The sequence below is a fragment of the Paludisphaera rhizosphaerae genome (genome assembly GCF_011065895.1).
Lineage (GTDB): Bacteria > Planctomycetota > Planctomycetia > Isosphaerales > Isosphaeraceae > Paludisphaera > Paludisphaera rhizosphaerae.
In genome coordinates this window covers 1-13,543 of the sequence record NZ_JAALCR010000003.1, presented here as the reverse complement: position 1 = coordinate 13,543, position 13,543 = coordinate 1, and the positions used below count along the sequence as shown (strand labels likewise).

At 65.6% G+C, this 13,543-nt stretch carries 9 protein-coding genes; 6 read left to right on the top strand and 3 right to left on the bottom strand.

The genetic code is table 11. From position 1 onward, the window contains the following. Window positions 1-89: 89 nt before the first annotated feature. The 3 genes from G5C50_RS04735 to G5C50_RS04725 all read right to left on the bottom strand — a co-directional run bounded on the left by G5C50_RS04735 (window position 90) and on the right by G5C50_RS04725 (window position 4,749). The gene (locus G5C50_RS04735; protein ID WP_165065770.1) at window positions 90-650 is read right to left on the bottom strand and encodes a DUF1579 domain-containing protein; all 561 of its coding nucleotides are present in this window, start codon (window positions 648-650) and stop codon (window positions 90-92) included. Window positions 651-784: 134 nt separating this feature from the next. After that, entirely contained in the window at window positions 785-2,728 is a 1,944-nt protein-coding gene (locus G5C50_RS04730; RefSeq protein ID WP_165065767.1) for an esterase/lipase family protein, read from the bottom strand. Window positions 2,729-3,591: 863 nt separating this feature from the next. After that, complete coding sequence (locus tag G5C50_RS04725; RefSeq protein ID WP_165065764.1) at window positions 3,592-4,749, bottom strand: FAD-dependent monooxygenase; 1,158 nt, start codon at window positions 4,747-4,749, stop codon at window positions 3,592-3,594. Window positions 4,750-4,987: 238 nt separating this feature from the next. Here G5C50_RS04725 and G5C50_RS04720 point away from each other — a divergent pair, with 238 nt between their 5' ends. From G5C50_RS04720 to G5C50_RS04695, 6 genes are all read left to right on the top strand, one after another. Further along, window positions 4,988-6,091 carry a PQQ-dependent sugar dehydrogenase gene (locus tag G5C50_RS04720; protein WP_165065761.1) on the top strand — a complete coding sequence of 368 codons (1,104 nt, stop codon included), beginning with the start codon at window positions 4,988-4,990 and terminating at the stop codon, window positions 6,089-6,091. A gap of 23 nt (window positions 6,092-6,114) precedes the next feature. Then, window positions 6,115-7,311 carry a ferritin-like domain-containing protein gene (locus tag G5C50_RS04715; protein WP_165065758.1) on the top strand — a complete coding sequence of 399 codons (1,197 nt, stop codon included), beginning with the start codon at window positions 6,115-6,117 and terminating at the stop codon, window positions 7,309-7,311. Between the two features lie 45 nt (window positions 7,312-7,356). After that, window positions 7,357-8,904, top strand: coding sequence for a LodA/GoxA family CTQ-dependent oxidase (locus G5C50_RS04710; protein WP_165065755.1), 1,548 nt, complete (start codon window positions 7,357-7,359; stop codon window positions 8,902-8,904). A gap of 53 nt (window positions 8,905-8,957) precedes the next feature. Then, window positions 8,958-10,781 (top strand): hypothetical protein, encoded by a 1,824-nt coding sequence (locus G5C50_RS04705; protein WP_165065752.1) that lies wholly within the window; start codon window positions 8,958-8,960, stop codon window positions 10,779-10,781. Continuing rightward, complete coding sequence (locus G5C50_RS04700; protein WP_165065749.1) at window positions 10,778-12,100, top strand: CHAT domain-containing protein; 1,323 nt, start codon at window positions 10,778-10,780, stop codon at window positions 12,098-12,100. The genes G5C50_RS04705 and G5C50_RS04700 overlap by 4 nt, the downstream gene beginning before the upstream one ends. An 18-nt stretch (window positions 12,101-12,118) precedes the next feature. Next, the coding region (locus G5C50_RS04695) for a hypothetical protein (RefSeq protein WP_165065745.1) at window positions 12,119-13,543 on the top strand (1,425 nt) is incomplete at its 3' end.

The window sequence follows — 13,543 nt, the reverse complement described above, 5'->3', positions numbered from 1 at the left end:
GGACGCGAACGGACCCGTAGGCCCGTTCGGCGCGCAAGATGCAGGCTCTACTCTATCAGAAGGGCCGGCGCGGTCAATCGCCCGCCGGATCACTTGCTCCGGCGCTTATAGGTCATCTCCAGCAGCTTGTAGTACTCGCCCTGGGTCTCGTCGTTCTTCATGTAGAAGACGAATCCCCGTTCGTCGTCCCCCTTGTGCGTGGTGACCGTCTTGACGTCGTACGGCTTGCCGGAGCGGGGCTCGGTCGCCTTGCCGTAACTGGTGAGGCTCTTCGACTCCTTGTCGTAATCGCCTTCGAGGATCAACATGTGCGGGTCCGTCGAGTCGACCCAGACCTCGACGAACTTCTTCTTCACGGGGTCGTAGCCCGTAATCCCACGGCCGCTGAAGGGGAGATCGCCCATCTTCCCTTCGTATTTGCTGGTCATCCAGAGGCCGCCCGGAAGGAGCGTGACCTCTTCGGTCCCGTTCGAGACGTCTGGCGGCGCGGCGGGGCCTTGCATCCAGATCTTGACTTCCGCGTCCCAGACGCCGGCCGCCTTGGCCATTGCCAGGTGCTCGGGGGTCGGCTTCGTGGCCTCCTGGGCAAAAGCCGAACCTGCGGCCGAAGCCAGGATCCCTGCGGCGACGAGTCGTAACGACGTCCTCATGCTCCCTCCTCGTTGAACGTGTTCGCGTGATCAGGAGATGCGAGTGGGAATATCGGCGTTGAGTGGCGTTATGTCCAGTAAATTCTCTGTCGAAAGCCGATTTCCTCGGGAGTGACTTCGGAGGTCGACGGCGATTATCGCGGGGTGCTCACCTCGTTTGCGGGGATGGCGGGGAGGCCGGGGTCCTCTCCGGCGGCGGCGATCGGGGCGTCGTCGCGTGGGTTCGGGCTCTTCAGGCCGAGGTGCTCATGGAGGATCCGGCGGACCTCGCGGATGGCCAGGGGGTCTTTCTGGACGCCATGGTCGGACCGGACGATCTTCTCGGAGGCGACCCCGTCCAGATGCGAGCTGCGATACGGCACGACGCCGTCGGTGGTCTGGCGACGGTCGTCGGGGCGGATCGAGCCGATGATCGAGTGGTAGGCGACGTCGGTCGCGGGCTTCATGTCGAGGATCGCCGTGAGGATCGGGGAGTCGGTCGCCAGCGTTTCGATGCTGGTCGGGAATCGGCGGAACTTGCGGTTGAAGGCGTCGGGGTTGTCCTTCACCAGTTGGCTCAGGAGCTTGTGGATGTAGTCGGGGTCGGAGATGAAGCTGGTACTCACCCGGCCGATGAGGTTCTTGCCCAGGTCCGACCCCCGGTGCGGCGTTGCCAGGAAGACGACCCGCTTCACGAACGGTTCGGGCTCGAAGAACAGCAGCCGCCTGAGCTGGGCCAGGACGTCGGGCGGGCCGAGGATGTCGTCGAACGACTGGTCCGAGTTGAGCTGCCAGAGTTCATCGCCGCTGGAGACCGTCATGCAGTGACTGAGGAGACCTCCCATGGAGTGGCCGAGCAGGACCATGTGGTCGAAGGCCGGGTCGCGACCGTCGGGGTTGTACAGGGCCTTGGCCTGGGTGAGCGAGTCTCGCAGGGTGGCGGCGGCGATCGGCAGGGGAACGCCGGTCGGGTACATGAACAGCAGGAACTGGTAGCGCTCGCGGATGGCCGGGTCGCGCTGGAGCTCGTCGAGCATCGGGATCCAGGCCAGGGGGCTGCTGATCAGGCCGTGGACCATCACGACCGGGATCTTGCCGGGCTCGTAGGGGCGGATGAGCAGAAGGTTGGCCCGCTCCAGGGCGGCCTCGGGACGCATCAGGCCGGACCAGCGGAACTTCTCCAGGTCTGTCCGAGACCACATGTAGGCCAGGGGAGTGGTCAGGTCGGTCTCGAAGGCGATCTGCTCGGTCGCGAACTGGTAAGCGATCGGGTCGACCAGTTGGAGCGTGCACTGGCGGGTCTGGTTGACGTCCTCGGTCGGGTCGCGGAGCCTTGAGTTGGGTGCGATGAAGGCGGTCAGGGGGAAGGCCATCTCGGGAGGGTAGAATTTCTCGCCGGGGGCCTTCTCGGTCGCCTTGGGGTCGCTCTCGCGGACGGCGACCAGCGGGACGCCCAGGCCGTACTGGTTCCGACTGGTGGCCAGGCCGTAGATCTCGAAGTCGCTGCAAGGCAGCAGCTTGTGGACGTCGGTCGGTTTCCACGAGGTGCTGCGAACGACGACGTTCAGCTCCTGGTCCTTCTCTCCGACCTTGAGCTTGATGTTCCCCTGGGGGGTGATCGGCCCCGATTCCTGGGCGGAGCGGATGACCCGTTCGAGAGCCGCATTGTATAGCTCGCAGGCGAGCCGATAGCGGGGATCGGTGGGCCCTCGGCCGTTGGCCAGCTCCGGGTCGAACAGGTAGTCGTGAGCGTAGGCGACGGCGTCCAGGTAGCGGCCCATCGCGACCGCCTTGTGCCAGCGCTCGTTGCGGCCGGCGTCGATCCAGGAAAGCTCGGCCAGGGCGTAGACCAGCTCGGCGCTGGGCTGGGCTCGGGCGAACTTCTCCAGGCTCAGCAGCGTGTGCTCGGGATCCTTGCGATACCGCCTTTCCAGGTCGTATCGCTTGAGAGTCTCCAGCGTCCGGGGGCTGGGCCGGTCGATGGCGACGACGTAGGGGTGCGAGGCGGAGAACCCGCGATCGCCGCGCGAAGCCTGGATCGTGATGTCCGACCATCCCACCAGCGCAGCGGCCGCCAGGACGACGTGAGCGATCGGCATAATCGGGCCACTCCCTCGACCCCGGTTTGCGCCTAGATTTCGGAAGGCGGCCGGCGACCGCGATTCCAGGGCCCGGCGCACCGCCCCCGGCACCGGGATCATGCCGCCCGCTCTCCTTCCGGTCAATGCTGATCCCACATCCCCAAGCCACGCCGACGCCGTCCGCCGACGGCGGCTTCGTTCGTCGAAAGCGTGCCCCGTGCGAATTCCTTAAAACCTTGTTGCATAATCGGTTGACGGCCATTCCGTTGGGTTCGTTCGGCCAGATTTCGAGCCTGCCGTCGTTGAAGCCGTTCCCCGGTTCGGAGCTTCCCACGCGCTCGATCCTTACCAGTCGCCCTGGCGTCCCTAGCAGCCGCGTCGATGCGGTCCGACCCGCCGTCGACTTTGGTGGCCGACCGCCCGCCGAATCGTTCTGCGGTTTGGGTCCGATTGGGTTCCCTCGCAGGCGTCAACGGCTGAGGTCGGTCGACGCAAATTGCTATATTACAACGTTTTATATCTGGATTTCGGCCGCGCTCGGCGGCTTCGTTCGATCCGATGCCGCAAACCGAGGCAAGAGCCCTCGCGTAATCCAACACCGAAACCGAATTGTCAAAGTGCGCCCTCTAAATCATAGGATGGCGCACGATCAGTATTTCTGATCGAGCGATTGGGTGGTTCGGAGATGCTCGATCCGGGGCTGACCGAACCTGCCGGAATTGCTAGTTCGTCGACCTCCCGCCGTGAAATCGACGAGCAAGAATGGAAGGACCGGTCCAGGACTTACCCAGTTCACGAGGGCGAATCCACCGAATCGGCGGCGACTCCCGTCGCAGGTCCACGCTGGGCGGCGAATCGGCTGGACGACGCATGATGGAGTCCTACACCGAATGATCTCCGGCCGCGAGCCGTCGACTCCAAAATGGATCGGTCGGCCAACGAGCAGCCCGTCGGTACATCGCTCGGCACTGTCGGATGTACTCGCCGAACTTCGCTTCGGCCGACCGCTGATACTCGGGGATGGCATCGGCGTCGCCGTCGTCGGTCGAGGCAACGGCCGCGGCACCTTCCCAACCAGCGGCAAGGGCCTGGCCAACGCCAGAGCCGGTCAGCGGGTCATGGGCCAAGGTCGAGTCCCCGATCGCCAGCCAGCCGGGGCCGGCCACGGTTCCGGTCCAGCGAGTTCCGGCGGCCACGACGCGAACTTCGGCAGGGCGACCTTCTCCCAACCGCTCGTGGATCAGCCGAGATGCTGACAGTCCGCGCTTCCAGGCGCTTACCGCGCCCTCGGGCCGGAGCAGGTCCGCGTCCGTGAGGAAGACCGCCACTCCTCGCGCGTCGGGCAGCGGGGCGAGATACCACCAACCGCCGAGGACGGCCTCGACGAGGAGACGCCGATCGGGACCTATTGCATGGTCGAACCGGGCGACAACGGCGATCAATGGGTCGGTCAGGTCCGGTTTTACACCCAGTCGTCGCGTGAGCCACCCGGCGCGGCCTGTGGCGTCGAGCAGCCATCGGGCGGAGAGTTCGACTCCGCGGCCCCCGATCTCGACGTTCACACGCCAACCATGCCCTGCTCGACGGAAGTCACGGGGCCGGGCTCCCCGAAACACCTGAGCCCCTGCGGCCTCTGCGGCATCGACGAGATCGGCGTCGAAACGGGTCCGATCCACGTGCCAGCCATGCCCGCGAGCCGCAAAGAGGAAATCAGTCTCGACCGGTTCGTCCGAGTCCCAAGCGGCGACCACCCCGGGCGAGGGCAGGCCGTGGCGGGCGGGGACGGCGTTCCCCAGACCGAGTCGTACGAGCCATCCCGCCGCCTCTGGAGAGAGGGTCTCACCGACCCGGCGAAGGTCGTAGCGAGACCGCTCTAGAAGGATTACCGTCGCACCTCGGCGGGTTAGCTCGAGCGCCGCGGCGGCGCCCGCCGGACCTCCGCCGAACACCACGGCGTCGTAAACCGATCCAACGTCCAGCCGAATCCCGTAACCGGATTGGTCGTCATCAGAGCATTCTCCGCTCGACTGGTTTGGCATGAAGCTCGCTTTCTGGAGGGCTTTGCGACGAGTGGAGGCGCGTTTTTGTACTAATAGATATTAACTTTACCAGCAAGCGCCCGCCCGTTTCGGTAAATCTAGTCGTCAATCTAGTTATTTTGTTGCCTGTCGGTTTCCAGCCTTGTTAGAACCTACGCTCGCTCCTCTGTCTGGGTCGAGAGGCGCTGTAACAAAATCTCCGCAGCATGCGTCCTTATTCAAGCGACGAGGTGGCGTCATGCCCAAACTCATCGGGACGGAGATCACAACGACGCTGTCGCGTCCGGTTTTCCTGACCGCCCCGCCCGGGGACGAAGACCGCCTGTTCGTAGTCGAACAGACCGGGAGCATTCGAATTATCCGTCGGAGCACGGGCAAGGTCGTCGATCGGCCGTTCCTGACCATCGCGGGGCTGAGCGGCGGCGGTGAACGCGGGCTGCTCGGCCTGGCGTTCCACCCTGACTATGCTACGAACGGATTCTTCTATGTGAATTGCACTGTAGTCGGCGGGGCGACGAGTCTCCGCCGCTACACGGTGTCGTCCGACCCGGACGTGGCTGACCCTGCGAGCATTCTCCCGCTCCTTGGCTCCCCCCAGCCGTTTCCGAACCATAACGGCGGGTGGCTGGGGTTCGGCCCAGACGGCTTCCTCTACGCGGCGTTGGGGGATGGAGGTTCCGGGAACGACCCGGGCAACCGGGCCCAGAACAAGGGGGAATTGCTAGGGAAGATGCTCCGTCTCGACGTCAACGGCGATGACTTTCCCGGCGACTCCGATCGAAACTACGCCATTCCCACGAGCAACCCTTTCGTGAACACCGCCGGCGCCCGGGGCGAGATCTGGGCCTACGGGCTTCGGAATCCCTGGCGGAACAGTTTCGACCGTAAGACCGGCGATCTCTACATCGGCGACGTCGGGCAGGACCAGCGGGAGGAACTGAACTTCCAGAAGGCCGGAGCGGCAGGCGGCGTCAACTACGGCTGGCGTCCGAAAGAGGGCACGAAGCGGACTCCCGGCGTCGGCGACCCGGTCCCGTCCGACGCAGTCGACCCCTTCTTCGAATACACTCACAACGACGGCGTGGCGATCATCGGCGGATATGTGTATCGCGGGGAGGCGATCTCGGGACTGGAGGGAACCTATTTCTTCGCCGACACGACCGGCCCGATCTGGTCGCTGAAGTTCGACGGCGCGACTGTCGCTGAGCACACCGAACGGACCGACGAGATCCTGCCGGGCGGCACGATCTCCGGCATCTCCTCGTTCGGCGAGGATGCGGTGGGCGAGCTCTACCTGCTGACCTTGGACGGCCGCGTCGTGCGGATCGACTCGGCCCCTTGACCGGCCTCTGATGGAGTCCGCCGATGATCAAGACTCGAGAAGAATTGCTGATGGCGCTGACGGAGGCGTCCGAACTCGAACACGGGCTGGCTTGCCAGTACCTGTTCGCGGTCTACTCCATGAAGCCTCCGAACGATCCCACGCTGACGGCCTCTCAGAAGGCCAAGCTCAACCAGTGGCGTCTTAAGATCGTCCGCATCGCCAAGGAGGAGATGGAGCACCTGGCGACGGTCACGAACCTGCTCTCGGCGATCGGCGGCGCCCCACACTTCCAACGCCCGAACTTCCCGCAACCGCCCAAGTTCTATCCGCCCGACATCCCGTTCGAGTTGGAGCGATTCGGAGACGACTCGCTCTCCCGGTTCGTCCGATTCGAGCAGAACGAGAAGGCTCCGGGGCCGGAGGCCGCCCTGGCTCCCGAGGAGATCTCTTACAAGCACGTGGGAGAATTGTACGCGGAGATCATTGAGGCGTTCCAGACTCTGCCCGAGGCCCAACTGTTCCTCAACACCGCGTCCCAGGACGTCGACCTGATCGGTGGGCCAGTCCACCCCGATCGGGCGGACAACCGGGACCAGGCGGTTGCAGCCCTGACCTCTCTCATGGCCGAGGGGGAGGCCTACGAGGATCCCACGGAGTACTCCCACTATCACGTCTTCTTCGGCGTTCTGAGTGAATTGAGAGCCGAGGTGGCCGCCAATCCGAGTTTCGACCCGGCTCGAAAGGTATTGAAGAATCCGTTGACCCGCACCCACCGAGGGGTTACAGGCGGAAACCTCATTACGAACCTCGACACACGGGCCGCCGTCGAGCTGTTCAACTGTCTTTACACCTCCATGATTCTGGTCTTCCAGCAGTACTTCGCCTTCGGGGGCGAGTCGGCCGAGCAGCGGGAAGTGTTGAACGGCGCCCTGATCGACCTGATGAAGTTCGTGATCAAGCCGTTGGCCTTGCTGCTGACCGGGCTGCCAGCCATCGAGGGAGAGGATGACGGCGAAACGGCGGGGCCGAGTTTCGAGTTCTACGGGCAGTACCGGCTCTCCGCAATCCCGAAGGTGGCCTGGGCGGTCATCATCGAGAAGCTCACCCAGGAGATCGACGACGCGACGACGCTAGCCGCGAAGTACGCGGCCACGCCGACGGGCGATCCCGGGTTCGGCGGCGTCGTTACGTCCGTCACGATGGTCCGAGACAACCTCCAGGCCGCGAAGCCGAATTGACCACGGTTGCAACGAACCGACACCTAGACTTTGGGGAGACCGCGCATGCCCACGACCTTCGAGATCCACCCGGCCATCGGGGTCGCCCGGGTTGGTACGAGCGATTCCTTTTTCCTTGGGCCCGAGCCTGGCGAGGCTCCGCCGTCTCAATACCGCGACGACGCGGGCGCACTGCTGCGACAGGCGGCCCGCTTCCGTGTGTACAAGTGCGAGCGCAACGACGCTGGGGCGCTGATCGGCTTCGAGGAGGTCAAACCGGCGGACGCGAAGATCACCTGGACCGTCCATGTGGTCAATCGAAAGGGGGCGGCCAAGCGGTTCGCCGCGCCCGGATTTCGAAACAGCGCCACGCCGAACGACGACGCGGCGAACGCGGCCCTCATCATCGATCCGGGGCCGCGGACGTTCGTCGGGACGAGCCAGCCGGTTCAGACCTTCGACGGCGGGAAATTCCAGGGGGTTTCGGTCCCGCTTGGGGCGGCTCACACAGATGAGGACGGGAGGTTGATCGTCGTCGGCGGGACCGGGACGTCCGACTCGGTCCCCGCTCAGCCCAACCCCGCCCGACCGATCCAGGGATTCGCCGACAGCGATGGATGGTTCGACGACACTTCCGACGGCTTCGTCCAGGCGAAGGTGGAACCTGTTGCCGGAGGGGAGTCGATCGACGCGGTTGGGGCGTGGGTCATCGTCGGCCCGCCGGACTTCGCTCCCGGCGTCTTCAACCTGGTGACTCTTGAGGATGTGGCGTTTCAGGTCGCTGTGGACAAAGGGGAGTTGGCCGCCCCAGCCTCGCCGTCGTTCACGAGGGACATTCAGCCGATCCTGGCCCGTGCCGTCGGCTACCAGTGGGTCAACCGTCGGGCTCGTCAGGGCCACTCGGGGAACCGCCCCGGTCACTTCGCCCGGAACTGGGCCCTTCTGGCGAACCCGGCGACCGGTCCGGCGATCGCCGCCGACGTGCTGAACCGACTCCGCGATCCACGAGTCAGTCCAATTCCGGACCCGGCGGAACCAAACGCGGGCTTGTGGATGCCTCGGCTGCACGACGAGACGAACTCCCAGCAGGTCCTCCCGCTGACGCGGGTGCAGTACGGGTACCTGGCGGCCTGGGCCGACGGGACCTACACAGATGACCTCACGAGCCCGCCGCCGGACGATCCGGGACCAGAAGGACTCACAAGAACGGTGCTCCGGGCTTGTTCAGGAGGGGCGTTCTTCCCGGGTATCGAGGCTGGTCGCATCATGAAGGATCCGGCGACGTACGCCGCTCCGTTCCGCATCGATGCGGCGGTTGTCAAGCCGGGCCAGATCACCCAGGGGAACGCGTTGCCATGGCAGGCCGACTTCTACGCCTGCCGATGGGAACCCCACGGCGGTGGCGGCAACGGCCTGGCCTGGTGGCCGGCCCAGCGCCCGGATCACGTCCTGCCAGAAGCCGCGCCGGCCGGCCCGCCGCTTGACTGGGACCGGGGCATCAGCGGCGACCTCGGGCCGGACGGCCTGGTCAAGGCGTGGCACCGGCTGGGGGTGATCGTGGAGCGGATCATCAGCGGCCAGGCTATGATGGTCGAGACAGAGCGGGTGCTCTGATCGACTCTCCTGATCGTTCCGCCGTGCCCTGGCGTCCTCGGAGCCAAGTCGACATGTCCGACTCGATTCCCCATGCCCGCCTGGAAATCCGCCTCGTCGGCGTCGGAACCCCCGACGAGGCGGCTCAGTTTCGACTTGTAATCGGCGGCCAGAAGCGTCTCGAACTCGGAGTCAAGGTCAAGGACTTGCCGGCACTCCTCCGTCCAGGGAATGCCTCGCCGTTGCGCCGTGGGATTCTCGGTAACGTGCGCGACCTGCTCGCCGCGGCTGAGATGCCGGACCACGAGCCGCTCTGGATTGCATTCGTCAGCCCGGCGGGGCTGTTGCCGGGACATTCCTGGGAGGCGGTGATCCAGCCGGAACTCGGCCGCCCAGTTCTGCGTGAGGCCTATCTGCCTCCAGCCCCCATTCCAGAGCCGAATCCGCTGAGCGTGGTCGTCTGTGCTAGCGCGCCCGTGGCCAAGGCGAATTTCGACGTAGTCGATTCGATCAGTAGGCTGGTCGCCGAGATCGCCCGAGCGCCAGCGCCTGACGTCGCGATCCATGTGTTCGCCGACGCCGCGATGTTCTCGCAACTGAGCGGTCGGATTGAGGGCCTGGCCCCGGGCCGGTCGTTGACGGTCTACGAACCACCCTCGACGGCGTACGACACGCCAGAGGCGAGGATGCGGGTGGTCGATGGTCCGGAGACACAGAACCCCTGGCTGAGGTGGATCGGCGACCGGTTGCCGCCCGGCGAACCGGTCAGCGTCGTCCATTTCGTAGCCCACGGGTATGAATCGCTCGGCCTTGGAGCAGTGGCGCTGGCCGAGTCTCCGACCCGCAATCGGGATCGAGCCATCGCCCGGTTCGTCGGCCCTGAACAGATCGCTGGGTTCCTGACTCGGCTGGGGGCGTGGGCGGTCGGCTTCGCATCGCCTCGCGACAACTACTCCCCGGAAGGGCTTCGTCTCCTCGCGGACGGGCTGGCCCGCCGGCTGCCGGGGCCTGCATTCGTCCACGACTCCTTTGGCAACGACGGGCCGGATCCGGTCCGAGAGATGTATCGTCACCTGTGCGAGCCGTCCCTACCGCCCATGGCGCCGATTACGACCTACTTGCAGCCGTCGACTGTCGGCGGGGCAGGATTGAGCGGGCCGTCGAGCAGCAGACGTCGGGTTCGCTGGGTGGCGGCGACTGAACGGTTTCTGGGCCAGCAACGGTCTCTGATCGAGCTGGAGAAAGGGCGTGGGCAGGGAACGGGGCGCGGCCGACAGAAGGCGTTGGAGTTCATCGAAGGTCTGATTGATGAGTCGGAACCGGCGACCGATCCGATGACCGAGGCGGAGGCGGCCGTTCGGGGCTATGCGCAGGCCCTGGAGGAAGCCGTCGAGAGTACGGCCCCGATGCTGGTCGACCGACCGGCCCCTAACGACGTCGGCCGTCTTGCGGAGATGTCGCGTTGCGTCTCGCAACTGGCCGGCGAGCTCGGCAACGCGGAGCGGATCGTCGCCAACCTGACCCAGCAGCCTGGACTCGCCGGGCGGCTCGACCCGGCCGATCTGGCGCCCCACCTCCGGCTGCTGCGGGAGAAACAGATCCAGCTCGACGATTCCCAGCGGAAACTTGGCGCTGTCATCAAGGCGACGGTTCGGCTGCCTGGTCACGAAGCCGCCTTTTCGTTGGACGCCTCATTAGACTCCTCGAACGCGGAACGAGCGCTGGCCTCGGCCTGGGACGAAGTGACGCAATTCCTCAAAGACGCCCCGCAAATCACCCAGAGCGTCCACGACGTCGCCGGCCGCCTCTCCGCCGAGACAGCGGCTCCGCCGGCCGCGGACGAAGCCTCCCCTCCAGCCGAATCACAGACTCGCAAATTGGAGGGGAGCGGGGAATGAATCGGATCGTCCTGAGCATTGAGGCCGCGGAGGGGGGCCACATCCTTCGATTGGTCCGGGGGGCGGCGGGTCTGGATCCGGTCAGGCTCCCTCTATTCGCACTCGACCGAACAGCGACATGGGCCCAGGACTTTAGCAACCCAGGGATGAACCGGGCTGGCCTGGTCGGTGAGGCGGGGGACGCTCTGGATCATTGTCTTCGCAATCTTGAGCATTACAAAGCCGTGATCGCCGCGGCCCTGACCGCAAGCCCCGGAGATCCGGCGAAGCCGATCTTCGTGCATATGAACGACGAGGTCGTCGAGGATCTCCCATGGGAGGCCCTGAGGGCCGGCAACCCGCCCACCTTCCTCGGTCTCGACTCGCGCTGGCCGGTCGGCCGGATGACGGGGATGGAGGGGGGTGACACCACCATCCGCGCGGCGCTCGAATCCCAGCTTCGGGTCCTTGTGGTGCTCGCCGCGAAAGGGGTCTCGGGCCGGTCGCAGCTTGAGGAGCTGCGGGCCGCGTTCGATCCGGCCCGCGCTCATCTCGATTGGCGGATAACGGTCCTCACCAAGGACGACGACGATCTGACGGCGGTCGCGGAGTGGGCCCGAGACGGCGCGCCGGTCGTCGCGGAGCGATTTGACAGCCGGCAGCAGCTCTTCGACGTACTGGTACGCGACAAGCCTCATCTGGCTCACTTCTTCTGCCACGGCACGGCGGGCGGGGGGACGTCGCAGGCCGGTCCGACTCTGCTGTTCGCCACGGCCCTCGATGAGTTGATCGACAGGCCCGAAAGCGTCCCAGTGGTGATCGGCGACCTGATCGCCCAACCGGCGCTATTGGACTCGCTCTGGCTGCTGGTCCTCAACTGCTGTGAGAGCGCGCTGCCCCGCGGCCTTCCGTCGCTGGCGCGCTCGCTGGTGCAGAAGCATCTCGTACCTGCGGTCGTCGGGATGCGTGAGAAAGTCCCTCCTACCAACGCGCACGTGTTTTGCCGGCCGTTCTATCGGGAGATTCTTCAAATCATCGCGGCCGTCCAGGACGGGTCTCTCTCAGAGGTCGAATGGGTAGGCGCCCTGGTTGGGACGCGGCGCGAGTTGGTGAACACCCTGCGAGTCGACCCAGCCGACCTGCGCGAGTGGACCGTGCCGGTCATCTACGTCCGACCAGAGGCGTTCGTGCTGCAGCCGGTACCGAACGACGAGGAGTTGTTGGAAGAGCTCGATTATCTGATCAAGTTTCGCGCGAGCCTGGGGGCCACCGCCCCACCCTCGAAGCTCGCGCGGATCGACGCCCGGATCCGTGAGCTCAAGGCGCTTTTGCTTTCCTAACCGGCTGGAGTTTCGTCCATGCCCGACGCCTCCCCCTCAGACCCGATCGAACTCCGCCTGAACGCCTGCTGGTTTGACGTCGACGAGGCGGAAGCCGCCGCCGCCTCCGGCAAGCTCGCCGGGACGGCCCTACGGTGGATGGTCACGAATCCAGTGGCGGATCGGCAGCACCTCGCGCCGCCGCAGCCGGCCGACTACAGCAACTGGACCGACAGCCGGGTCGGCTGGGGCGTGATTCTGCCGGAACAGTCTGACGCCTCGCCCGGAGCCGCCGAAGATCTCGGCGGAGCGCCGGAGGCGATCAAACGCCTGATCGCCGATCGCAAGGCCAAGCAAGGGAGCGTGCCGGTTTTTCGCTACGACAAAGCCTGGGAGTATCGCTACAGCTTGCTTCGTTCTCGCTCCCGGAGCCAACCGCAGGCGATCTCCGCCACCACGTACGGGTTGGGGGATAGGGAGATCCCGTACTACCTGCTGATCTGCGGAACTCCTGAGCAAATCCCCTGGGAATTCCAGTACATCCTCAACGCCACACACGCGGTCGGCCGCCTCGACCTCGACGAGGAAGGGCTCAGTCGCTACGTTGACGCGCTGATCGCCGGTTGGGCTGGCTCCGAGGCCAAGCCGTCGGCCGACCGTGCTCGCGCACTCGTCTGGGCAGTCGATCATTCCGTGACCGACATCACCCACCTCATGCGCGAGGCGATCGCGAGGCCGCTCTACGAGAAGTACAGCAGCGACGCCGACATGAAGGCGGACTTACTCGCGGGAGCGGACGCCGGTGGCGGTGCGCTCATCCAGAAACTCGCAGAGGTCCGCCCTGGTTTGGTGGTCACCACCAGCCACGGTCGGACGGCGCCTACGGCGGAAGACAAACAGCAGGAGATGCGAGACACGCTGGGCATCCCGGTCGACCGAGACCTCCGCGCGCTCGACCTCGCGAAACTGCTGGCGAGGTGGGATCCCTACGGCTCGATCTGGTACGCCCACGCCTGCTGCTCGGCCGGGGGGGACGGCCTGGACCGGTTCGACGGAGTGATCGCCGATGGGTCGTCGGCGAAAGCCGTGCTGAAGGCGGTGGCACGCCTTGGCCCGGTCTCCGCCCCGCTCCCCCGAAAGCTCCTCGGCGGGGAGCGACCGGCCCGGGCGTTCGTCGGCCATGTCGAGCCGACCTTCGACTGGACCCTTCAGCACCCCCTCACTCGTCAGCAATTGACCGGTGAGCTTGTCCGGGCCCTCTACGACAATCTCTACCTCCACCAGCCGATCGGCCACGCCCTGAAAGCCTGGTTTCGTCCCTTGGGCGGCCTGCGCGAGACGTACGAATTCGAAAAAAGCAGGCTGCTCGACCTGCCGACCGCCCGTGGCGCGTTGCTCTACGCCTCTCTGGCCGCGAAAGACGTAGAAAGCACGGTCATCCTCGGAGATCCGACCGCAACCCTC